Origin of the sequence: Leptospira interrogans (assembly GCF_900156205.1) — a bacterium.
Lineage (GTDB): Bacteria > Spirochaetota > Leptospiria > Leptospirales > Leptospiraceae > Leptospira > Leptospira interrogans.
Window position 1 is genome coordinate 14,421 of record NZ_FTNA01000038.1, and the last position, 24,314, is coordinate 38,734.

The 24,314-nt window shown below is 35.0% G+C and carries 21 protein-coding genes; 10 read left to right on the forward strand and 11 right to left on the reverse strand.

The window, feature by feature from the left end; translation table 11 throughout:
* Positions 1-672: 672 nt before the first annotated feature.
* Entirely contained in the window at positions 673-2,760 is a 2,088-nt protein-coding gene (locus BW942_RS19200; RefSeq protein WP_001253389.1) for a DUF4139 domain-containing protein, read from the forward strand.
* A gap of 1 nt (position 2,761) precedes the next feature.
* Positions 2,762-4,597 (forward strand): mucoidy inhibitor MuiA family protein, encoded by a 1,836-nt coding sequence (locus BW942_RS19205; protein ID WP_000793300.1) that lies wholly within the window; start codon positions 2,762-2,764, stop codon positions 4,595-4,597.
* Positions 4,598-4,600: 3 nt separating this feature from the next.
* Here the strand turns inward: BW942_RS19205 and BW942_RS19210 are convergent, their stop codons facing one another.
* Positions 4,601-5,734 (reverse strand): vWA domain-containing protein, encoded by a 1,134-nt coding sequence (locus tag BW942_RS19210; protein ID WP_011172407.1) that lies wholly within the window; start codon positions 5,732-5,734, stop codon positions 4,601-4,603.
* A gap of 187 nt (positions 5,735-5,921) precedes the next feature.
* On the opposite strand from BW942_RS19210, the gene BW942_RS19215 reads away from it, so the two are divergent.
* On the forward strand, positions 5,922-6,173 hold the full coding sequence (locus tag BW942_RS19215) for a hypothetical protein (protein WP_000867926.1): 252 nt from the start codon (positions 5,922-5,924) through the stop codon (positions 6,171-6,173).
* A 59-nt stretch (positions 6,174-6,232) separates the two neighbouring features.
* Here the strand turns inward: BW942_RS19215 and cobC are convergent, their stop codons facing one another.
* The 5 genes from cobC to BW942_RS19240 all read right to left on the reverse strand — a co-directional run bounded on the left by cobC (position 6,233) and on the right by BW942_RS19240 (position 10,266).
* A complete protein-coding gene (gene cobC / locus BW942_RS19220; RefSeq protein WP_000424905.1) occupies positions 6,233-6,817 on the reverse strand; it encodes an alpha-ribazole phosphatase in 585 nt (194 codons plus the stop codon).
* Positions 6,802-7,599, reverse strand: coding sequence for an adenosylcobinamide-GDP ribazoletransferase (locus BW942_RS19225; protein ID WP_001038032.1), 798 nt, complete (start codon positions 7,597-7,599; stop codon positions 6,802-6,804). Before BW942_RS19225 ends, cobC begins: the two co-directional genes overlap by 16 nt.
* Entirely contained in the window at positions 7,596-8,630 is a 1,035-nt protein-coding gene (gene cobT / locus BW942_RS19230) for a nicotinate-nucleotide--dimethylbenzimidazole phosphoribosyltransferase (protein WP_001067584.1), read from the reverse strand. Before cobT ends, BW942_RS19225 begins: the two co-directional genes overlap by 4 nt.
* A gap of 160 nt (positions 8,631-8,790) precedes the next feature.
* The gene (locus BW942_RS19235; RefSeq protein WP_000742409.1) at positions 8,791-9,618 is read right to left on the reverse strand and encodes an LIC_13355 family lipoprotein; all 828 of its coding nucleotides are present in this window, start codon (positions 9,616-9,618) and stop codon (positions 8,791-8,793) included.
* Positions 9,619-9,684: 66 nt separating this feature from the next.
* A complete protein-coding gene (locus tag BW942_RS19240) occupies positions 9,685-10,266 on the reverse strand; it encodes an LIC13354 family exoprotein (RefSeq protein ID WP_000823914.1) in 582 nt (193 codons plus the stop codon).
* A 762-nt stretch (positions 10,267-11,028) separates the two neighbouring features.
* Between BW942_RS19240 and BW942_RS19250 the strand changes: the two genes are divergently transcribed.
* Positions 11,029-12,372: a flavin monoamine oxidase family protein gene (locus tag BW942_RS19250; protein WP_000778114.1), complete on the forward strand. Its 1,344-nt coding sequence runs from the start codon at positions 11,029-11,031 to the stop codon at positions 12,370-12,372.
* Positions 12,373-12,670: 298 nt separating this feature from the next.
* Here the strand turns inward: BW942_RS19250 and BW942_RS19255 are convergent, their stop codons facing one another.
* Positions 12,671-12,874, reverse strand: a complete 204-nt coding sequence (locus BW942_RS19255; RefSeq protein WP_000583727.1) for a hypothetical protein — start codon at positions 12,872-12,874, stop codon at positions 12,671-12,673.
* A gap of 384 nt (positions 12,875-13,258) precedes the next feature.
* Between BW942_RS19255 and BW942_RS19260 the strand changes: the two genes are divergently transcribed.
* Positions 13,259-14,161 (forward strand): hypothetical protein, encoded by a 903-nt coding sequence (locus tag BW942_RS19260; RefSeq protein ID WP_000689396.1) that lies wholly within the window; start codon positions 13,259-13,261, stop codon positions 14,159-14,161.
* Positions 14,162-14,308: 147 nt separating this feature from the next.
* Here BW942_RS19260 and BW942_RS19265 read toward each other — a convergent pair whose 3' ends face one another.
* From BW942_RS19265 to BW942_RS19280, 4 genes are all read right to left on the reverse strand, one after another.
* Positions 14,309-15,160: a flagellar basal-body rod protein FlgG gene (locus tag BW942_RS19265; protein ID WP_000668516.1), complete on the reverse strand. Its 852-nt coding sequence runs from the start codon at positions 15,158-15,160 to the stop codon at positions 14,309-14,311.
* Positions 15,161-15,443: 283 nt separating this feature from the next.
* Positions 15,444-15,923 (reverse strand): hypothetical protein, encoded by a 480-nt coding sequence (locus BW942_RS19270; RefSeq protein WP_000600947.1) that lies wholly within the window; start codon positions 15,921-15,923, stop codon positions 15,444-15,446.
* A 60-nt stretch (positions 15,924-15,983) separates the two neighbouring features.
* Entirely contained in the window at positions 15,984-18,119 is a 2,136-nt protein-coding gene (locus tag BW942_RS19275; RefSeq protein WP_000102225.1) for a toprim domain-containing protein, read from the reverse strand.
* On the reverse strand, positions 18,116-19,504 hold the full coding sequence (locus BW942_RS19280) for a DNA gyrase subunit A (RefSeq protein WP_001972951.1): 1,389 nt from the start codon (positions 19,502-19,504) through the stop codon (positions 18,116-18,118). The genes BW942_RS19275 and BW942_RS19280 overlap by 4 nt, the downstream gene beginning before the upstream one ends.
* Before the next feature lie 203 nt (positions 19,505-19,707).
* On the opposite strand from BW942_RS19280, the gene BW942_RS19285 reads away from it, so the two are divergent.
* From BW942_RS19285 to BW942_RS19305, 5 genes are all read left to right on the forward strand, one after another.
* Complete coding sequence (locus BW942_RS19285; protein WP_000848443.1) at positions 19,708-20,622, forward strand: LIC_13346 family putative lipoprotein; 915 nt, start codon at positions 19,708-19,710, stop codon at positions 20,620-20,622.
* Positions 20,619-22,184: a glutamate--tRNA ligase gene (gltX, locus tag BW942_RS19290; RefSeq protein WP_001076468.1), complete on the forward strand. Its 1,566-nt coding sequence runs from the start codon at positions 20,619-20,621 to the stop codon at positions 22,182-22,184. Before BW942_RS19285 ends, gltX begins: the two co-directional genes overlap by 4 nt.
* 72 nt (positions 22,185-22,256) lie before the next feature.
* The gene (locus tag BW942_RS19295) at positions 22,257-22,844 is read left to right on the forward strand and encodes an ATP-binding protein (RefSeq protein ID WP_001205720.1); all 588 of its coding nucleotides are present in this window, start codon (positions 22,257-22,259) and stop codon (positions 22,842-22,844) included.
* Position 22,845: 1 nt separating this feature from the next.
* Complete coding sequence (locus BW942_RS19300) at positions 22,846-23,706, forward strand: ferritin-like domain-containing protein (protein WP_000174163.1); 861 nt, start codon at positions 22,846-22,848, stop codon at positions 23,704-23,706.
* Between the two features lie 136 nt (positions 23,707-23,842).
* A partial coding sequence (locus tag BW942_RS19305) for a DUF1564 domain-containing protein (RefSeq protein WP_082279664.1) occupies positions 23,843-24,314 on the forward strand: 472 nt, incomplete at its 3' end.

Consider the following 24,314-nt stretch of genomic DNA (forward strand, 5'->3'; position numbering starts at 1 on the left):
TGAATGCTACAGATATAAACTTCTATTTTATCAATTGGGTAGTTCCTACATTTAAAGAGTCGATGTCGATCTGTAAAGTTCAGATCAACTTTTTCAGAGTCATGGGTTACTTACATCGAACTCATGTTAAATTATTCAAATCGGGACCTATTTTGTAGGAGCTACTTTCTTTTACGAAAGACAGAGTGAGCCCAAAACCTGTAGAGTTCTCTCGGCGATAATTTTTAATAATTGAAAAAACGTTCAAAAGTAAATAAACCGACGAGGAAGTAATTTAAAGGAATTCTCACATCGAATTCAAAATGATTTTATTTTAAAGTTTTAGGACGATTTCCGTATTCATTTTTTGTTTGTGCTTACCGCAGTTTTCAAGCAAAGAAGTTTATCATTTTGTTTAAGAACTTGTAGTTGGCTTTTTTTGAGTTAAACTTTTAGTTCTAAGTTTGCTCGTTGTTGCGAAGATAAAAATAATAACTTGTCCCAAAAACCGTCATGTGGGAACTCATACGAAAATTTAATGTTATTAGAATTGTTTGGAATTTCGCAAATTACCAAATGTGACGGTTTTTGTAGGAACACTGTATTTTATTAAAAATTTCTAAAGAAATGATCACTTAAATTCTTTGAGATTTTGGAACAAATTCTAAATCGTTTTTAGGAGATGAAAACAATATGCGAAGATTGATTTTACAAACTTCGATTGGAAAAAAAATATTTTTAAATCTGATCCTAATCTTTTCCATTTCAATGGTTTCCTCGGTGAAAGGTCAGGAAGAAATTGAAGATCGAACTACTATTGCAGAGACTACCGAAAAAACGGAACCTTCGCGGATTCAATCCGTGACCTTGTATTCTAGTTTTGCCTATGTTACAAAAAATCTTAGAGCCAAGGTAAAAGCGGGAAGTTCCGAAATCTATTTAGGAGAAATTCCTGGTAGAGTTGCAGAAAGAACGGTTTCGGTTCGTTTTCCAGATTCTTCTAAAAAAATTAAGATTCTTGGAATCCGGAGTAAGGTTCGGATCGAAAGAAAAGCAAGAACGAAAGAAATTGCCTCCCTTTTAAAAAGACAGGAAACACTTAACGATCAGATTGAGCTTTTGAGTTTAGAAATTCAAGAGTTAATCGCAGAAGAAAAAACGATCGTAAAAATATCTCCAGTAATTAGAAAAGAACCTTCTCCTCAAGAAGAAATTGCTGATCCGGAATTTTTATCCGGATTTCAAAAACAATATCATGAATATCTAAATCAATTATCTTTAATACGCCAAAAAAAATTAGAAGTTTTGGATAGAGTTCGTGAAGAAGGTTTGGTAGTGGATGCTCGTTTAGATCATCTTGGTCGACTGGAGGCAAAACAAAAAAAAGAAATCTATTTGGAAGTGGAAACTTCCGAAGATACGGAAACTTCAATCGAATATAAATATTTAATTTCAGGTGCTAGTTGGTATCCGAAATATTCTCTTCAGCTTACGGACGAATCTAGAAACGGCCAATTAAGTTGGTTTGCACTTGTTCGAAATGATACGGGTGAAGATTGGGAAAAGGTAAAACTTTTTTTTACAGCCTCTAATCCGGATTTGGACATCGATCTTCCGATCGTAAGAGAATGGAGAATTCAAACACAAACTTCCGTGGAAGATTCTAAAGAATATCCAAACGATGAAAATGATTCTTCCTACGCGATGCGCGGAGCTGTTCAAGGAGAAGTGATTAGAAAAGAAGCGGAGACCGAAAAAAGCCCAAAGAAAAAAAAGTCGGTTGCGGCTTCTAAATCGAATGCTTATGAGCAAAACGTTTCTACATATAAAAATTCTCAGGCTCCGATTAAACAATCACGCCAGATACTTCAAGATAATTATTCCAATCGGCAAAATTCAATTAAAACCGAAGATAATCTCAATCAGCTTAAAAACGATTTAGCAAATCAACAAGATAACTTCAATGATGGTAGATATGATCAAGCGAACTACTACGGCCAAGAGGCTCTGAAAAAATTTTCTAAACTTTCAGATTTCTCACGTAAAGAACTCAGTTCGATCGAGACATATGCAGAAGAACTTCTTCGCAAAGGAAGTCTAATTCTTTCTTCCCAAAAAGTTCCAGGCGGTTTGATTCCACCTACTCTTTTAGAAGGTTTTGATTACCAATATACTTCCGGGATCTCAGAGACGATTCTCTCCGACCGATCTTTTAATAAGGTTTTTCTAAAAAAGAAATCTCTTATTTTGAGTCCGGGTTATTTTACGTCTCCACTTTCCGGTCCCGGAGCTTATTTAACAGTAGAAACTTCAAATTCGGAAGGAGAACCTTTGCTCGCGGGTCCTATGGAAGTTTTTTCTGGAAACACTCTTTTGGGGAATACTGTTCTTAGCACTAGTAAACCAGGCGAAAGGATTCGAATGGAACTTGGTCAAGATCGGGATATTCTTGTAAATCGAAGAGAAACTTCTTTTGAACAAAAGGAAGGGATGATTTCTTCCCGCACAAAAATTAAATATAAAGTGAGCATTGAGGTTAGAAATCGTAAAAAAAGAAACGTTACATTAACTCTAATCGATCGTGTTCCTTATACAGTAGACGATAGTGTAGAAATTAAATTTGAATTTGGAAAGGATATTCCAATAAAAAACGAAGAGGGAATTTTGACTTACAATATAGAACTTCCTTCTGGAGGAAAGAAAGTTATAGAATTTGAATATTCTGTAAGCCATCCTTCGGAAAATAGACTTATTAGAACTCCTGGCTCCGGAGGATATTAAAATGAAAAATTTAAAATATAAAACATTTGTTTTTAAATTAAATTTTTACTTACAACATATCTCAAAACTAAATTTCACTTTATCAAAGAAGTTAAATTGGATAATTCAATGCCTCACTTTTATAGACGTTCGACAAGTTCTAACCCTACCACAACTACTTAAAACGCAATCTGTAAAAAACGTTTTAGCGAATTCAAGAAGTTGTAACATTGGATTTTTTCGAGACAGATTTTTATTTTCTTTATTTTTGATTTTTATAAATTTTTCCTTAGATGCAAAAGAGGTAGAATTAAAAATTCAAGACGTAACCTTATACGAGTCTTCAGCTGGAATTTTAAGAAGTGGTAAAATAGATTTGGAGCCTGGAATGAACGAATTCATAATCAGGAACTTACCGATTACACTTCAGGATGAATCTTTGGTTGCTTCGGTGGAAGCTCTAGGAGCCTCCGTTGTTGGCTCTAGTACTTGGATAGAAACCGGATCTATCATTCACAACGAAGAAGCTTTAGAGTTACAAAAAAAGATCCGTCTTTTAGAAAAGGAAATCGAAGTTTACGAAAGTAATAATTCTAATTTTAAAAATTTGAAAAAGATACTTGTAGATACTAGATTAAAACTAACGGAAATGATTTCCAAAAACCTATTTTACAAAAAGAACGAAGCGGATTTTAAAAAATGGTTTCAAACTTTTTCCGGAAATCGACAAGCTATTCAAACTCTATTGAGTTCTGATCAAGAAGTAATTCGTGCAATCAAAGATCTTAAGAAAAAACTTTCTGAATTGCAGGATAAAATGAACGTGATTCTTTCTTTATCCGAAAAATCTTCCAGGATTACTAAAATCCTCGTTAGTTTTACCGGGACCGAAAAAAAGGAAGGAAGGCTCAATCTTACGTATCAGTCCGGAAAGGTTTCTTGGAAACCATTCTATTCGGTTAGTATGGATGGAAAAGAAAGGATTGAATTTGAATATCTCGCTGAAATCAATCAGGAAAGCGGAGAGGATTGGAAGAATATTAATCTTTTATTATCTACTTCCAGTCCAGACGTAAGCGGAAGAAGACCTCGCCTTTCCAGCCAAAGGTTATACGATCAAAAAAAACCAACTAACAAAGACGGGATTGTAGCTGTTCAAAGTCAAAATTTAGCAGAAGAATCCAATGTAGCTCCGGAAGTAGAATCTCCTGAAGCCGAGATGACTGGACGTAGCGAAGAATCTGGAAGTGGTTTTTTATTTCGTTATTCTAAACCGGTTACTCTTTTTTCAAGAAAAGAGTCTAAAAAAATATCTTTAGCTTCATTTGTGACGGAGGCGGCATTTACAACCTTATATGTACCTTCTTTAAAACGTTATCCGCTTATTAAAGGAATTTTTAAAAACGTATCTGGATTTCCTATTCTTCCCGGAGAAGTTGTTGTATTTCGCCAAGCTGGTATGGTGGGAGCGTCTAACTTCGGTTATATTAGTCCCGGAGAAAAGGCTGAAATTTCATTCGGTTCTGAAAACGAAATTAGAGCGATCTATAGAAAAGAATCCAATCAAACCAAAGAAGGAATTCTTTCTGGTACTAAGATAATTGAAAAATCAATTCGAGTGGAGTTAGAAAATTTTGGAAAAGAATCTAGAAAGATTTCGTTTCAAGAAGCAATTCCAGTTTCTGGAGTAGAAAGTGTAAAGGTTTTCATCGATTCTAATACCACGCCGGGACATTCGGAGCTAAGAAAAGACTCCGGAATTTTAGAATGGAAATTAGATTTAAAACCGAATCAAAAACAAGAAATTAAACTTAAGTACAAAGTAAGTTTTCCAGCGGAATTTGACTTGAATATGTGACGTCTAACGTATATCTTCTTCTCTTGAAATTCCAATAGGAGAAGGAATTTCCGTCATATCCCAAAGTTCTAAAACTCCGATAAGAGAGTTTTGTTTTGGAATTTCGATCGTAATTGTTCCTTTACTTTCGGAAACGTCAAAACACGCGCTCTGATTCAGAATCAAAGTTTCTGGGGAAGAAATTCTTTTTGGACCTAGGCTTTGATAGGAAGAATTCTTTCTTTGTTTTAAATTGAATATTACACAATTATTTGGATTGTTTTTGGTTTTAAAGCCGAAGTTGATCGTATATTCTACTCTCGAATCTGATTCTTGGTTTTTGTGAATTTCTTCAAACCATATCATTGAATCGCTGTTAGGTTTTATACTCAATTCATTCGATTTTTGAGATGTTTTTTTAGCGGGTGAATTCCTAAGCGAATCGAGAGCGGTATAAAAAGAAGAATCGTCCTCGATACTGAAATACTTTCCATTTCCTTCCTCTGTGAGAATTTTCATTTGTAACTCCTCATGACTTTTGAGCCCGAGACCGAGGACATGAAATTGAAATGGGATTCCTTTTTGTTTGAGTGCTTGAAGTTCTTTTTTAGGATCTCCGTAACAACTTTCTATACCGTCCGTCACTAAAATAATTTCAGTTTCCTTTTTTCTTTGCGAAATTAAAGTTCCTGCGATTCGAATTGATTCTGCGAGAGGTGTAGCACCCGAAGGAGTTAGACTAAATAGTCGGTTTTTAAAAGTATCGCGATTTCCCATTTCTAAAGGCTGATACAATCTTGAGGACGAACATCCTGGCAGCCGATTTCCATAGGCTAAAAAACCGATTTCAGTTTCTTGAGGAAGAGTGGATATATAGTGACTAACGTGTTTCTTAGCTAAATGAATTTTTTGATAAATCCCTAAATATTCGTTCATAGATCCAGAAGCGTCTATGATAAACAATTGGGATGGCGTTTGATTTTCTGAAGATACGTTTGTTCCAGTTACTAAAATAAAAAATGTAAATCCGATAAAATTTAAAAGCCTCTGTAAAAACATAAAATGTAAGATTTTCTTTATCAGACTTAAAAGTTTAAAGTTATGGCAGATAATGTTGTCTAAAAAAGAGGGCAAAATTTTAAAACGTATTTTAATCATAAAAGTGGGTCGAACCTAAATTTTGAAAAGTTTTATATTAAAGAATTTATTTATGCTCAGGGATAATTATTTTGTAAGTTTTTACTGATGTATATATTAGAATATCATTAATTTTATGTTTAAAAACGGATTCTCGATAAGATTGGAGACACTCGATCACTAAAAATGAATAACAAAACCTTAAAATGTGAAAGTTCAATTTATACAAAATTTTTTTTCACCATTACTAAAAACTCCTATAAAATTGATATTGGGATTTTTTTTTATAAAACTCTATCCCGGAACAAAAGCTATTGGCGCTATGTATATAATTATGAGTAAAACGCATTATGAAATCTTTCAAAAAACTATAAATTTTAATAGAGTGAAATCCGTGATAGTTACATTTTTATTTTGGTTATCATATGTTTTTTTGATAAGTTATGTAAGGAGCCTTTAAAGTTTTATGGACCGGGCTCTAAGAGTTGTATCGGCAATTCGAAAAAAACTATAACCAACTTAAAGATTCCAGAAGATTAATTTGGAAAAAAAATCTTTTCCATCTTTTTCTATGAGAATTTTGTTTATAGAGCCATAGTTCAGATCGAAATAAAATCCGCGTTCTAGTGGTATATTTAAAAGTTTACAAAGAGCGGTTCTAATGACTCCTGCGTGGGTGACGATTCCGATTTTTTCATCCGAAAAAGAATGTAAAATTTTATCTAAAAATTTAGAAACCCTTTCGTATAACCCTTGATAACTTTCTCCGTTGGGAACTTTAAAGTTTACAAAATCTTTTGCCCAATAAGAGTATTCTTTTTTTGGAATTTCTAACCAAGGTTTTCCTTCCCATGATCCAAAATTCAATTCCATCAATAAATCTGAATATTCTAGTTTACTTAAATATTGATTATTCAAAAATTCAGATAATTTTCTGCAACGACTGCTCGGACTAGAATAAATTAGATCAAAAACAACGTTGATTTTTTGAAGAAGGAATTGAAATTCTGAATTAAAGTCGGAAATTAAAGGTATGTCCGTTTGACCGTAACAGATTCCTTTTGGAATTTCTGGAGTAGTATGTCGGATTAAATAGAGTTCCATGAAACTGTAATTCCTAAATAGAATAAAAGTTCAGTTCCTTGTTGGATAAACCCAAGACAATCTCCCGTAAAACCCTCAATCCATTTATTAAAATAATTTCTAAAATAAAAAACAAATATAGAAGAAAGAAAAAATCCCAAAAGTACATTTGGAATTTGGTTTTGGAATTGGTACAAAAAATAAACCGCGGGGAAACATCCAAAAAATGTAGAGAGAGCGAAGTCAAAAGGAGGTAGTTTTTTGATCATCGGTTTGGATTTGGATAGATCGTTTTCTCTTGCGTAAGGGATTAACATCATTAAAAGTAAAGCAAACCATCGACTTGCGGAGTGTGAAAACCAAGAGGTAAATAAAAAGATCCAAGGAGAGATCTTAAAGAGATTTACGAGTAATAAATATTTAAGACCTAACGAAAGAATCAAACCTATAGAACCGAATGTTCCGATTCTACTATCTTTCATAATCTCTAAAATTTTTTCTTTACTCCAGCCTCCTCCGAAGGCATCGCAAACGTCTGCAAGTCCGTCTTCGTGAAAACCCCCCGTAATCAAAACGCTTAAGATCATTCCAAGGATTATGGAAATTTCGATTGGTAAGATCCAAGAAAGAAAATAGGTAGAGTAAGATGTTCCCGCAGAAACGATCCAACCGATTAAAGGGAAATAACGTGAAGATCTAGAAAGTGTAGATTCAGAATAAACGTAAAATGGAAGAATTGGAAGTCTCGTATTGAACATCCAAGAAGCACAGAAACGGTTCCATTCTTCTTGGAGTTTATTCAAAGTTTTTGATCCACTTTTGCGGACTCGAAAGAGGCCATTTCTTTTAAGAAAGTCACAGCGGATATAAGAATCGGAAATGCAATTGCACATCCGGTTCCTTCTCCGAGTCTGAGTCCTAAATCAAGAAGGGGCTTTATATTCCATTCTTCTAATAAATAAGAATGACCGGGTTCGACAGATTTATGACAAAAGACCGCATTTTTTAGAATGGAAGGTTCCATTTTATGAGCAATCAAGAAAGCCGAAGTCGCGATAAATCCATCTATTAAAATGATTCTTCCTTTTTTTACAGAATCGATCATAGCCCCTACCATCATGGCGATTTCAAACCCTCCGAACGTTTGTAAAACGTCAAAAGCGGTTTTCAAATTGGTTTTATGTTTTTCGAAACATTTCTCTAAAATCTCAATTTTTTTCTGAAATCCCTGATCATTTAATCCGGTTCCTTTTCCTGTAACTTCTTTTAAGCTTTTTTTTAAAATACTTGCAGTAATAAGACTTGCTGAAGAAGTGTTTCCAATTCCCATTTCTCCAAACCCGATTACATTACAATTTTCTGATACTGATTTTTGGGAAATTCTGGCTCCGTTTTCTAAAGCTTGATTGCATTGCTCTTTTGTCATAGCAGGTTCAATCAAAATGTTTTTAGTTCCAAATCCAACTTTGGCGTCTATAAAATCAGGATGAAGAGAAACTGTATCATGAGGAAATTTAAAATCTACTCCCGAGTCCACCACTTTAAGTCGAATAGAATTTTGTTTGCAGAATGCGTTGATGGCTGCTCCTCCATTCAAAAAATTGAATACCATTTGGTGGGTGACTTCTTTTGGAAAAGCGCTGACTCCGGATTCGGCAAGACCATGATCACCTGCAAAAACAAGAATATGAGGGTTTTTTAATTCTGGAGAATCAGTATTTTGAATCAAGCCTATTTGAAGCGCGATTGATTCAAGCGTTCCTAAAGAGCCTGGAGGTTTTGTTTTTAGATCAATCTTGTTTTGTAGTTTTGTAGAAAGTTGGTCTGGGTTCAAAGGGAAACTCCTATATTAGTTTTTGTAAAAGTTATAAAAATCCGCCCTTGTCAAAATCTATACAAATGCTAAAAGATTCAGTTGTTAAAAATATCGATTCTTAAAATCAACTTTTAATTTCTCAATGAGTTATTCAATTTATTCTTTTTTTCTAATATTCTTAATTCACCTGTTTGGCGATCACTCCGTCTATGTCCGGGTTTTCATTGGCTCCTGGAATTGGAAGAGCTGGGAGAATTACTTTTGCGGAAGTCAGTTTTACGTATAAAAATCCGTTGTTTTGAAACTCTGCTCTGAGAGCTGCAGAACAACCTGTTCCTGAATTTCCAAAATTTGCGTCCCCTAAATCAAAGCCGTCTCCACCTCCCATGTTAAATAAAGAAACGGAATTCATCGGATTTGTGATTTGGTTATAATCTACATATCTCAATCCTGCGAACCGTAACCAATCGGCCGGATCGGTAGAAAACGCACCACCACCGTTATAAACAGGATTCCAACCACACCAGTTGGCTTGATCGTTACCTACTTCTACGATGACAGGTTCTAAAAAAACAGAGTTTGGATTTCCACCTTGTTGGAATGGGTTTTCAAAAACGATAAAATCTGTTCCAGCTGTGTTCTGGACTTTTTTACCATTCCAACCTAAAATTAATGAAGCTCCCGCGCCGCTTGTATCCAAAGTAAAAACGTCAAGGGAACCATTAAAATTTCCAAGTCCTAAAACTCCATCAACCGCGCAGTGAGAATCTTGAAAACCTGTACCAGTATGTGCCGACGCACTTATGATTTCTTTTGCATTATAAATTCCAACTTGGTCGATCGCAAATCTATCTTTGCAAGGACTTACTTCAGGAGTTTGTTGTTGGGTTTGTGTTAGTAAAAGTAAAGCGACGAGTTTTTCTGAATCGTCGGAGGTATTTTCTTTACAAGAATAAAAAGAGGAAAATAGAATTAGAAGAATGTAAATAAAGGTATTTTTTTTCATAGATTTAAAATTTATATTTATTGAATGCGAACGATTTTAATCGTTCGCATACTTATCTAGAGGTTTTTAGTTAGTTTGAATTTCTAAACGGCTCCAAGGACCGGGGGCAAATCCGCTGTTCAAACCGCATCCAGCATTCATATTGGTAGTGTCGGAGAAGTTATCTAAATTATCTGCTTTAGCTTGATCTAATGTATTTTGATTATTTACACCAGAAAGATCGGGACAGATATAATAATAACCATCTTTCGAAGTCCAACGATACCAAGCGAATTTCCCTTTTGAAAAAGAGGAATCTTGAGTAAATTGAACATAGACTACTCTTTTAGAACGATCAATTTCCATCACGTTACCGATTAATTTACTTCCTCCAAAACCAGTATCCTTAATTTCTCTGGTTATTTGAGTTTTATTAATGATATACTGACCTACTAAGGTAGTTCCATTTTCGTTGAAAAGATCTCCAGCATAATTTTTAGTTCCGTTGAAGTAGTTCCAAGTTCCTTCTATTTCCCAATAATTTTGAGCTGCAATTCCAAGAAGAAGTAATACGTCTTCGTTACCGTCGTCTTTCGATTGAGAACAATTCATCATTCCTAATATAAGGAAAGTTGAAATTAATATTTTCCAATATGGTTTACGTTTCATGTAATCACCTATAATTTTTTTTGTAGAAGAGAAAATAGATTCTAAATTCGGAATATTAGAAACCGATTTTAGAAACAGTTCTAAGCGAAAACGAATTTTTTTATGGTGAATATTTCCGCTCGGACCCCTCTCCGATTTCGCCTTTCGGGGCCCCATCGCGGATGCAGGAAAATGCAGAAGCGAGTATCGAACGGTCCCTACCTCGAGGACGTGTTCGCGGGGAAGATCTGGCTTATCGATTCAATTAGAATCGAATTCACAGTTGCGGGTCAGCGTGGGAATTACACCCAACTTCCTCCCTGAAAGCTTAAGGACCAAAGGAAAATGGAAGTCTTTTCTATGCAAGGGTTTTTCTGAGAAATTGATGAAAAGAATTTAAATCACTTTAAAGGAAGTCAGCTAAACTCTATTGAATAAAAATTAAATTGAGAGTTCCCACAATTTCCTAAAGGTTTTGGTTTGTTACTTGAGTTTCCATATTTTGAACAATCTTGAAACAAAACTTGTGTACCTTATGGAATTGAAAAACTTAAAATTTGTTCCAAACTTTTAAAAGTGAGTTTTGTTAAAAGTCAGACTGTTAGTTTTAAATAAATGATTATAAAAATATGGTAGCTCCACAAGTTTAACTAGGTTTCGATTTTGAGTTGTAGTAGTGTCCTACATTTTGAAGTTTTAGAACAGGTTCTTAAAATCTTTCCCAAAAAAACTAATTTTTGACCGAAGATAAATAAGAAATCGACATTTAAATCGGACAAAACAATGAAACTAAGCAGATCGGAGTTTATCAAACTCGGAATTTTAACTGCGGCTGGAATCTCTGGCCTTCCAGGAATAAAATTAAGTGCTCAAGGAACATCGTCTCGCAAAACCGTAATCGTAATGGGAGGCGGAATTTCTGGTTTATATGCTTCTTATCTTTTGAGTAAAACCGGAATCAAAGTTCAACTTATCGAAGCAACCGATCGACTTGGGGGAAGGATCAGAACCGTTACAGATGTAAGCGGAAATTTTTTGGATTTGGGTGCCGAATGGATTCAGGCGGAACATAGGACCGCAAAAAGTTTAATTCGAGAACTTGGGTTAAAAACGACCGACTTTGAAGTTCAGTCAGATTTATTCTTTGGGTCATATCGCAAGTTCGGAACTTGGGATATATCGCCTAAGTCTCAAGAAATTTTAAACAAACTCGTTCAAATGAATTCTAAAATTAATTCCACCCAGCAACAGGAATTAGACCGGATTAGTTTTTATAACTTTTTAAATTATCAAGGAATGAGTTTAGAGGATTTAAATATTCTAAATTTTAAATATTCTTTATATTATGGAGATTCTCTCCGTTCGTTGTCGGCGCAAAAGGTTTTATCGGATTTAGTCAATTTTCCGAAATACAACACTCGTGTAGAAGGTGGAATGGAGACCTTGACAAGGGCACTTGTGTCTTCTTTGGAAAATACGGAAATCATTTTTTCGGATCCAGTAGTTTCCGTTTCTCAAGGAGAAGGCAAGGTAATCGTAACTACCGTTTCCGGAAAAAAAATAGAAGGAAATGCCTGCATTTCTACATTGCCTGCAAATCAACTAACAACAATTCAATGGGATCCAGAGTTAGATAAGGAAAAAAAATTGTCCGCTTTACGGATTAGATATTCCAGAATATATAAAACTTTTTTAATGCTTCGAGAGGCTCCTTGGACAAGAGGAAGTTTTTCAGCGTATTCAGATTCCGTTGCCGGTTTTATCTACGATGCTGGAACCAAAATTAATTCAGAAGATAAGATTTTAGGAATGATCTCAACTGGGGATAGATACGATGTATTGGCTTCTTCTACCGACGCGATGAAAGTAGAATATATTCGTCTTGCATTAGAATCTTTGGGACAAGGTAGAGAGTTGCAAGTTCTTAGGATTCAAAGCAGCGAAACTTCTCAATCTAAATTTATTCCGACTGGAATTGCAACGTTTCCTCCAGGAAGTTACGGATCGATCATCTCGCTTTTAAAACCTATGGATCGTATTTTTTTTGCAGGGGAACACACAGCAGAATTAAACGGAACCGTCGAAGGCGCTCTTGCCTCTGCGATTCGTGCGGTCAATCAGGTTTGAGAAAAGAATATTTTGTTGGTTGTATCTGGAAAAATTTGTTTGTCGATTAAAAATAGAATCGTTTTAGATTTCATTACTGATTTTGAGTGCTTTTTCTATTAATGATGTAGAGGCATGGATTTCATTTTTTTCTAAAGTATCGATAAAACTTTTGATTTCCGAAATTAAACCTTTTCCTAAAAGTAAGATTCCAATGATTCTTATATTTTCTAATTTAGTAATCTTGTGTGCTTTTTAATCATCTAGTAATAAGACGGAAGTTTTTTAGTTCTTTAGATAAAATAATAGCTTCCGACTTCTAGGGAGAATTTGTACGCGTTAAAAGCTTCTTTGTTGGAACAATTTTTGATATAGGTTTTGCTTCAAACTTGTAAAAAAGTATTAAATTTTTTATCTGTTTTTTTGATTTCTTCATAACGGAAGCTGGAACCACGATTCCTTCAAATAATTGGGATAGAAGATTTAATTGAGCGATTGCGGATGAATCTGCGATGATAATCAACTGTGCTATTTTAAAAGATTCATTTCTGATTCTAATTCTTCGGGATCATCGTCGATTATAGGAATTCCATCTCTTGAAAGTCTATTCATAAAATCTTTTAAATCTAAGGAACAAGATTAGGAAGCTTGGCTAATCGTAAATTTTCCTTTTTTAAAAAATTGTTTTACTAATTTAAATTTTACAGCGTGTCCCAAAACCCATCGGAAATGAGGTGTTGAGTTATTCCGAGCGATCCTTAGAGAGTGAAGGCTATTAAGTTTTATTGTACTTTATCAGAAAGACCAAGCTTGTAGTAACTCAGCAAAACGGTTCTCTATGGATCGCCGTTCTGTGTCTGTCTCTTATAAAATTGACGGTGAGTGCTACTCAAATTATTTTGTAAAAATGAAAATTTTCACAATCCTCTTTTTCTCTCTTATTATTTCAATTTTGGTTGGGTGTTCCTTTTTTCAAAAAGGGGATTGTAGAAAATCAAATTCCTGTCCCATTACTTTTTTCCAAGAGGAACGTTATAAATCCAATAGTTATGTTTTGGACGAAAAACAGACGTTGGTTCCTTATGAGCGTGCTATACGAGGGGGGACAAAATTAATTTTAATTACAGATTCTACAGGGAAACCTCAGACTTTAAAGGGTTTTTGGAATGAAGACCTTGTTAAATGTTTGTTGGAAGAGAAAGAAATCTATATCAATCCAAAACAACTGAGTTATGGAAAAAAAATACGAACCAATTTAAAACCAAGTATTGTTCTGATCGAAGAGCCAAAACTAAATTCCAAGACCGTCGGAACTTTGAACTACAATTCCACAGTCATGGTTGTAAGCGAGCTGGAACCCAGTAAAATTCGAGAAGGATACATCCGAGTAACATCCAATGATATTTCCGGTTGGGCTCAGAGAAAGAATTTTACGGATGGCGATTATAATGCGGAGTATTACGGGAAGCCCTTAGAAGCAATATTACAAAATTTTTCTATTAGATTCGATCAGAGAATAGATATCAAAGAAGTGGATAATGAAACTTTATGGTCCGATTACGAACTGGAATGGAAAGGGGGAACAACTGAGGATACAAGCGTTTGCATAAGGAACCACATCGAGAGTGAAGATGGTCATTGTGGTATAGAGTTAAAGATTGATGACGACTCTGTAATGTTTTCAATTTCACCCGAGTATGAGATTACCTTTGAATGTAAAGTTGAAAAATCAAAATTATTGGAATCGACTGAATCTGCAAAAAATGGAACTTTGACTCCGCATTTTGAATGCAAAAAGAATAAACTCTGATCCGTTCAATCAATCAAGTGTAAAAAGAATATTTTGTTGGTTGTATCTGGAAAAATTTGTTTGTCGCAATAAGGTTTTCTAACTTTAGGCTCTGAAACGAGAATTACATTAGCGATTTCGAATAACAAGGTGTTATTTTGATGTATTTCAATAATCGTGTTTTATAAATGGCAAAATACTTTCTAAGAAAATTAATTCCTGATCCACATAATCGCTAATATCTTCCGTCTGATTCTCATTATAGTCACTCATTACTTCATATTTAAGACGATTATTTTCGTTGGCAATTTTCACAATTTGTATTCTTATTAATTCCCTTTTGAATTTAATATTTGGAACTTGCTTTTCACTTAATATCATTAAAATAGAATACATTCGTAAAAGAACAGACAAATAATTATAATTGGCTAATTCAACTACATTTATATATACCCTGTCATCATCCATAATTTTGTTTTCAATTGTTTTATTGTCTTTAGCAAAGTAGATGCCTTCCTCATAATATTCTAATAATTCAGGATCGACCTTATAAGTTAATAACTTCCCTACGATCAGCTTTTCTTTTTTATAAGTTTCTATAGAAATGCTTTTGTCTAAATGTATTTTAAATGTGTCCGAATCAAACTCTCGTGGCATAAAGATTTTATTATAAAAGGAATATTGCTTGTTCACTAGTTCAAATTCTTTGTTAAGCCTGAGTTCACATTGCCGAGTATATCCTATTAAACCGTTTGATAACCGGATTTTGAAAAAACCAAAACCTAATATTGCACAATTAAAACGGCTTTTTGTTGTCTTTAAAATTCCTTGAATATTATTTATTTTAGCTTCTGCTTTGTTTAATCTATCATTGAAATAAGATTTGTATCCATACGTTTTTATATTCGATAAATCGGAGTGCAGCAATTTATATTCTTCCAGTAAGGACAGATTATCGGAAATTAAATCACTACTGCCAAAAAAAATAAAATAGAATATTAGAAATACATGAAACTTCATTATTCAGAACTATATAATAGAGTTACCCGATATTTTGCGTTCAAATAGCGTTTTGTAATATAAATTCACGGTAACCATTTTTATTAGAGATCAGTAATTGCTTCCATTAAATTCAAAATACCGTCTAAAATGGATAAATGATTGTAAAGGTATGATGAAACCATGTTGCTCTAATAATCGGATGAATTCTACTGTTTACAAGATCCTTATAAATTGAGATTAGAATTTCGAATCGACTTGCGCCAGTGAGGTACATTTTGATTTTTGAAAATTCTGATCCATTTTATGGGGAGCTATTGCAGGTATCGGAATCAAAAAAATACTCTTCTCCGTTTCTCCAGTTGAAACAATAGTAAGTTAGAACTACGCCACCCGAAAGACTAACTCCAGTAATGCTATAATACACAAACCGATCATCGACGCCTAAAAAATTTAAATATCCTCCGCCCCAGGCATCTCCTGGGTCTTGAACTAACTTAATCGTTTTTTTCCCATAGTTAACCATCAAAAATTGCTCTTCATAAGAAGGATATTGTGCCGTGATTTTGATTGGAAAGTTTTTACAATCTATGGTTGCTTTTGTAATTCTTTTTCCATGCTCGTTATTTAGTTTTTCGTGTTGATTCGGAGCTTTGTTAAAACTTCTTATATGTATCTCTGGTAAGTTACATCGAGTATCGAGAAGATTTTTCGGAACTGGAAGTGTTCGAATTGGTATCGGCTGTTCATTCGAATCCGAGCAGCCGATACATTTTAAAATCACGACAACAAAAACGATGAAAGAGCGGCAACGAAAATGATGAAACCATTACGCAATGCGAGGTCAATCCTCGATTACGCTCATTGCGTATTCTGAAATTGCGTCCCTTCTTTGTTCTGCATAATCCTTATGAAACCAAAGGCTTTGGATTTTAGAGGCTTCTTTTTTGTTTCCGATTGTTATCTTGGTCATACATTCTTCGACCGCAAACTTCATCGCTTCTTTACCGGTTTCACCAAGACCCTTGTTTCTTTTTTTACGAGTGATTTCTCCGCCGCCTTTTTCCACTCGTTTGATTAGATCTTCGTAGTCCTTGTCATCGATACAGAAGATGGTTTCTTTTTTCTTATCTCCGAACTTAACGTCCACTTCGTAAAGAGGAGCGCTGGAAATATGAATAAAACCAAGTTCGAAAAGCTCTGGCCAGTACTCATAAAAAAAAGAAAGCATCAAAGAACGAATCGCATAACCATCAAAATCTGCATCTGTGATGATACTTACCTTTTCGTAATTCAGTTCATCTAAAGATTTTACTTTTTGATCTAAAGGAAGACCGACGATTGCGACTATGTTTTTTAATTCTTCGTTTGCGATTGCTTTTGCTATGCTCAAGCCTTTGCAGTTGAGTGGTTTCCCTCGTAAAGGAAATAAACCGTGCAATTTAGGGTTTCTTGCCGGACGAAGACCCGCAATTGCAGAATCTCCTTCTGCAACAAACAACACTCTTCCAGGATCACCTTGTTTTCCAGTAGGAGGCATGAGTTTTGGAATGTTCATCCTGCTCGCTTTTTTCAAACCTTTTTGGGCGTCTTCAAAAGCTTTGAGTTGAGTGCGTTTTTCCATCTGAAGTTTGATCTCTTCTAAAAGCCCAGTTTTTTTGATAAACTTATCCAGATGTTTATCTACGGCGTTACGGATGTCTTCGTTTAGATCGTTGATCAGATAGGATTTATCCTGAGATTTAAAACGTGGGTTTAAAAGTCTAGCGTTCACATACATGTGAAAACAATTTCTTACGTCGTTACGAGTAGAACTCGTTTTGAGTTTTTTCTCAAGAGCTACAATTTGACTTTTTTTACGAACCTCGTCACAGATTCTGTTTTCCAGATATTCTATCGCAGAACCGCCTTGAGGTGCAAAGATAGAATTTACCCAAGTTAGGTTTTTATTCTGACCAATTACAAGATAAGTTTCAAGATGAAGTTGAGAGGCGGAACCCGGAGCGACATAGTCCATTTTGTAATAAACAAGATCAGAATGAGAAAAAATCTCATCGAGTCCTTTTTTGAACTTATATTTTTCCTTTTTACCTTTAAAGACAAATTGAACTTCTAAACCCGGATTGGTCATTGCAATGTCTTGTAGATATTGTTTCATTAAATCTACGTTAAACGAAATATCCAGGTTGTTAAAATATTTAGGATTGAGTTCAAATTCTACAGAAGTCCCATGATCTTCTTTAGAAGCCTTTTCGATCAACTCTTGCATATTCGTTTTTTTTAATAAAGGACTGAGTTTGTCGATTTGGTCTTTGGTAAGAAGATTACAATCCGTAAATTTTCCGTGTTCATCAAAATAGAGAAACACACGCTCTGTATCTTCTTTAGAAAGTTTGTAGGAACGGATTTGTTTTTTAACGTCATCATGAACGGTGAATAATTTTTTAAAAGAACTTCCGTTATTCACAGTTTTTACTTTGAAGTAGTTGGAGACCATTCTTACGAGAGAGATACCAACACCATTTTGACCTGCGACGTGATCTTGTTTCACGTGATCGTCAAAATTTTCACCATACATTAAATGAAGATAAACACCTTCAGCGTTTGTGGCTGGGATTCCTCGGCCGTTGTCCGCAATTGTTACACATTTGCGATCTGAGGAAAGTTGAACGATCAATTTGGACATCTTATCTTTTTCTGGAATTGATTTGTCTTTTTGATTTTTACGGTATTCATCCACCGCGTTCATACAAGCCTCGTCCAAACATTTCAATTTGGCGGGAACGTCTTCTAATTCTTCGTGAACGATTTCGTATTTTCCTTCGTTGTTCTTGCGGAAAAAATGTTGTTCGAACGTGGAAGCGGAATTTTGTCCTAACCACATACCGGTTCTCATTCGAACGTGTTCTACGTTAGATAACTTTTTAAAATTTCTTTCTTGGGATGATTTTTCTTTTACTTTGGTTTTGTCAGTGCTCATACTTTATCCCATTTGTTTTGAAGTTCTTCCAGCTCTATGATCATAAACTCGGTCAATTTTTTATCTTCTTTGACCAATCCTTGATAACGAGCCAGAGTAGTTTTCGCTTCTACGATTGCTTCTTCGCATTTTTTGACTTCTTCGATAGTCATTCTATACACTGGAATAGTAGATAACCATTCAAAGTATTTGAATTTAGAAGTTTTGAGTTTTTCTTCAAAATCTTTTTTGGATTTAATCCCAATTACTTTTTCGTTCCATTTCTCTTTAATAAAACGAATCAGTTCCGAGTTTCTTTCAATTTTTTCTTCTTCTAAACCGGAAAGACGTTTGAATCTTCGTATAAGATGTGTTTTACGGAAGTCACAGAAACGTTTGATGATTTCTTCCGGTTTGAAATTTTTTAACTTACCGTCGTAAGTGATTACGTTCATCGCAAGAGTTTGAACGTCCTCTTTATTGAAAAGAGCCATGATTTCTTTTTGGCTCGGTTTTTCGCCTTTTTTATATTGAAGTTCAACTCGGAAAGTCTGGCTGGAATAATCCACGTAGTCCTTTAACCAGGAATCTTTTCTCTCTAAAATATCATCAAGTAAGGAGATAACTTTTTCTCGGTTCCAGTTCATAGGAGAATCGGTAAGATAAAGCGTATCTCCTTCCCATTTGAACGCGAAAGTAGTGGACATGGTGATATTACCCGTTTCGGTTTCTGCCATTTTTACTTCGCCGTTGAAATCTTTGTACCAAGGTTTTAAAGAAAGAGGTTTTTTGCTTTTGAGATAATTGATTTGAGACTTAACAATATCTGCAAGCCTGTGACCCGGAATAAAACAACGAAAACCAGTTGCAATTCCTTGAATATTATTGAGAAGAACGATTGGGACTTTTCCAACAAAATGAATTGGTTCATCTTCTGTTTCGTCGTAGTTTTTAACGTAATCAATATCTGGTAAACTTTCGAAGAATCCTAAATCTTTTACAAAGTCCGAAAGTTTTACTTCTGTATAACGAGGGGACGCGATTGCACTTGGATCTAAGACGTCTCCGAAAGTTCCTTCGCCTGAAACGAGAGGAATGTTATTTGCAAAAGTGAAGTCTTGTGCCATCTGAGAAAGTGCGTCTTGAATGGATTTATCACCGTGAGGATGGTATCCCATTGCGAGCCCTGCAACTTTTACGGTTTTTGTATAACGGTTTCTTGCGTCTGAGTTCCACATTGCCCAGAGAATTCTTCTCTGAACTGGTTTCAGACCGTCGATTTCGTGCGGAATCGCCCGAGAATCGCATACATAACGAGAATATTTTCTTTGATCGTCATTAACTTGATCTTCAAAAGGACGTTTTGGAAACGATTCTTTTGATTTTGGTGGATTGGAATTCTTCATACGGTTTTGGCCAACGAAATTCTACAAGACTATCCTGTCAACAATAAAAAATCGACCGGATTTAATTACAGTATTTTTGAAACGAATATTTGAACAATTCGCTTTCGGTCACTTTGCTTATCTGACCCCTGATTTTTGTAAAGAAAGTTTCATTTTTGGGATTTTCCTTGCCTGTTTTTTGAAAAATCAAGATCTACAATTCAATGAAAACTATTTTCAAATTTTTGCAACCGCTTTCGAGTTCCTTTAAGTTTTTAAAAATTCAAGTACTTATCGGATACTTCTCTTTCATTGTGTTGCAGTGTGGAAGTATGCAAGAGATCTTATGGACGGAATCTATTTCTGATCGTTATACGTCTCGAATTTTTTTCACCTCATCTCCATTCGTATCTCCGTATTACAAATCTTCTAGTTTTCAAGCTCGGTATATCATTTTAAAATCTGAATCCGGTAGCGAAAATGAAATGATTCAAGGAAATCTAAAATACCTAGAATTTTCCGAAAGAAATGAACGGGAAAACGCTTTGCTAGAAGTTTTTGAATGGAAAGGTCCTATGATTCGGAATCCAAAAGATCATCAAAGGATTCGGTTTTCTCCTAAATTTGTGACTAAACGATTGAAAACTTTTTCTATAAAATCGGAAACGTTTCAATCAAAAGAGGAAGTTTTTGAAGACGTAAAAAAAGAGTTCGTCATGGATGAAAAAGTAGGACTTAGGGAAACCGAAGAAGTTAGAGCGATTCCTGGAATTGGAACTCTGCAGTGGAAACATAGTTTAAGAGGAATTTTAGTCAAGGTGATGCGGACTGAATTTGTTTCTGCAGATGGGACGGTAACTTCTTCCGGAGACTATGACTACGATTCTCTTGAGTATTCTCCTGGAATTGGATTGAACGGAGCAATTCCAGTTCTTCCTATTCGAAAAACGGAAATTTATACGGAATACTATTGTTTGGATTTTCCTTCCGAGATTGATTTATCTGTTTTGACTAAGAATGAAATCAAAAAATCCGTTTCATTTTACGATCTAATTACAAATAAACCATTTACCATAACAGCCAATTTCAAAAATTATCCTATCATAAGAATTTCCAACGAGAAGAATCAATTCCCATGAATCAAAGTAAAGAAGTTCGTACCCGATTTGCGCCGTCTCCTAGCGGATTTTTACACGTAGGTGGAGCGCGAACCGCTCTTTTTAATTATTTATACGCAAAGTCTCAAGGCGGAAAATTCATTTTAAGAATCGAAGATACGGATCAAAACAGATCCACGGAAGATTCTTTTAAAATCATATTAGAATCTTTGAAATGGTTGGGAGTAAATTGGGACGAAGGTCCTGAGGTTGGAGGAGAATATGGTCCCTATATTCAAAGCCAACGTTTGAATATTTATAAAGAATATACTGAAAAACTTCTGAAGGAAAAAAAGGCTTATCGTTGTTTTTGCACTCAAGAAGAATTAGAAGCCAAAAAAAAACAATCGGAAGCGATGGGAGTTCCTTATGTCTATGATGGACTTCATGCGAATATGTCTGATGAGGAAGTGCAAGAAAAACTCAAACAAGGGATTCCATATTCGGTTCGATTTAAAACTCCTTCTAAAACTTTGATCATCAATGACATTATTCAAGGAAAAGTAAAATTCGAAACAAAGTTGATCGGCGATTTTATTATCGTTAAGTCGGATGGATTTCCTTCTTACAATTACGCGGTCGTAGTAGACGACGCCCTTATGAAAATCACACATGTGATCCGAGGGGTGGGCCATCTTTCCAATACTCCGAGACAAATTTTATTATACGAAGCACTGGGTTATAATATTCCAGAATTTGCACATGCTTCTGAAATCGTTGGAATGGATGGAAAAAAACTTTCTAAAAGAGCGGGAGCTACTTCGATTTTAGCGTTTAGGGATTTAGGTTATTTACCAGAAACGTTTCGAAATTATATGGCTCTTCTGGGATGGACTTCTACAGACGGAAGAGAGTTTCTTCCCGGAGATGAACTCGAAAAAATTTTTGACGTTCATCGTTGTTCTAAATCTCCTTCTACGTTTGACGTATTTAAAAAGCCGAAAGGTAGTGATGAAGAAGTTGTTACGAACTTTTCGGATTTGACTCAGATTGCGGAGGCGATGAATCCTAAATCCAAACTCAATTGGTTGTCCAATCGAACGATTCGGGATTTGAATATATCCAAAGTATTAGAGAATCTTCTTCCCTTCCTGATGGATAGAAAAGATATTCCTGCCGAAGTTAAAAATGTAAACAACCCAATCCTTACTTCTATCGTAGAATCTGTAAGAGTGTATTTGGATAATCTAACACAGGCTCCGGATTATGTTGCAGAATTTTTTGTTACTGACTTAAAGATCCAGTCTGAAGAAACCATCGGGTTTTTAAAGGACGGCGAAGGTCCCAAAGTTGTAAATGAATTTTATGAAATATTGAAGAATTCCGATCCAAAAACCGATGAAGATTATAAGAATCTAATGTCTAAAGTCGGAGAGGTGACCGGACAAAAAGGAAAAACTCTTTATATGCCGATTCGGGCAGCTACTACCGGAAAGTCGGCCGGATTGGAGTTACCGATTTTATTTCCACTTTTGGGGAAAGAAAAGCTACTCCAAAGAATTGAAAAAACTTCAAAAGAAACCGGAATTTCGTTGTCGAATTGAAAAATCAGATGTATTTTCGTTCAAATCGTTTGGTTGTAGTTTGTTGTCTGGGAGACGCTTGCGGGAACAAAAATGAGAGATTCTAGGGAATCAATGCTAGTCAAACATAATGAAGGTTCTTACGTTATGTTTCTTCCGGTCGATTTGACTAGTATTAAAGAACTTAGATGTGCTCTTAAAAATTCTCTGATCGAAAATTCATTTCTTGCAAAAGATATTACTAATATAGAGCTTGCGGCGGACGAGGCGCTTACAAATTCAATTTCGGCTAACGTAAAAATGGGTTCCGAAGAAACGATTATCTGTCGTTGGGTGATTAAAGATCGTAAGTTTAAAATGTGGATTGTGGATTATGGTTCCGGACTTAAATCTAAAAAGTTAGATTTTTTGCCCGCTGATATTAGAGTTACCAGTCTTGACGATTATATAACCTGCGTTAAACGACACCAAGAAAAAAAATGTGAGATTCTTCCTTGGAAAGGTTCAAAGGTTCAACATAGGAATGTAGGTAGAGGATTACAGATCATTCGTTCTTTGATGGATACTTTTAAAATTACATATCATTGTGGATGCGGTAATATTTCCTCGAACCCGGAAGAAAACAATATACAGGGTTCCATCATAGAACTAGGTTTCGATCCTTCTAAACATCTCGTTTAAAATGACTCTCAATGAGTTTGCCAAAAATGTGCTTTTTGGTTCCGGACTGGAGGATAAATTATTTTCACCGCCAGTGCATCCGGTTGATATTCGTTCATTCGATTTTTTGAATGTACCTTCTTTGCCCGCTCGAGAAAAAAAGATCCAAATTTCAGAACAAAAAAGTAAAATTCCTAGACTAGAACAATTGTTTAACGAAGAGAATCGTATTATTACTCTACATCATTTTGCAAATCATGAGTTAATGGCGATCGAACTTTTTGCTTGGGCTATTCTTAAATTTCAAGATGCACCTTCTTCTATTCGATTCGGTTTATATAGAACTCTTTTAGAAGAGCAAACTCATTTGAAAATGTATCTTTCCGAAATGAAAAAAGGGGGAATGGAATTAGGAGATAGGCCTCTTAATTTTATTTTTTGGAAACAGGTTCCTAAAATGCAAACCCTCGAAAAATTTTACGCAGTTATGGCAGTTTCTTTTGAAGGAGCTAATCTTGATTTTTCCAAAATTTATACGATGGCATTTAAACATTTTGGTGATTTTCAAAAAGCGGAAATTATGCAGAAGGTTTATGAAGACGAGATTAAACATGTAAGAAGAGGTTATCATTATATCAAAAAGAGAATTCCAAATTCGCAAAATGAATGGGATTATTATCTTTCTTTGATAGAGTTTCCCTTTACTCCTAGAAGAGCAAAAGGGTATCATTATTTTCCGGAGACTAGAATCCAGGCGGGTTTTTCGCAAGAGTTCGCAAAAAAACTGGAACAGTATGAAGACGAATTTACTGGCAGAGTCAATTCTAGAATTTTAAAGGAAGTTTTGGATTTAAATATTAGAGTTGTTGAAAGTGCGGATTAACAAATTGCTTCAATCGACCGTTTTTATACAACGAAAACTGATATAGAACTCATTTTTCAAAAACTCTATTATGTTTTCTTTCTAATTTTTTTTATAAACCGTTCTGTTTAGATAAGTAGAAGAACCGTTTCCTAGTATGGATATTCTTTTATTCGATGAAGGTCAAAAAATTGAATCTGTTTTGATAGAAGGTGTTGTTGGAACCGATTCTCTTTTGGTTCCGGAAGTTTATTGGAATCGGTTGGATTTTCAAGAAAGGAAGGTTCTTCGGAATAGGCTTCCTTTTTTACTGAGAAAATATTCGAAACAAATTGCGTCTATGACGCGACTTCATAATAAGGCGGGTAAAATTAAATACAATCTGGGTGTTGGTAAAATGAAAAAATTCAGTATTCGGGTTCATACCGGTGTTTGGGCGACCTTAGGTGTGTTAGCTGCTGCTCATGGGGTTTCTCGGTGTTATCTTTTTAATTATATGCTCTGGCTGGATGAACAAGGGGATTTTTTTGTGAAAACTTTGAACCGGGGAGTTCCTCGCTTTCACTGGACTTACGAAATGACTTGGAAGATCAACAGGAGACAAAATCTCATATCAAGAGAATTAAAGT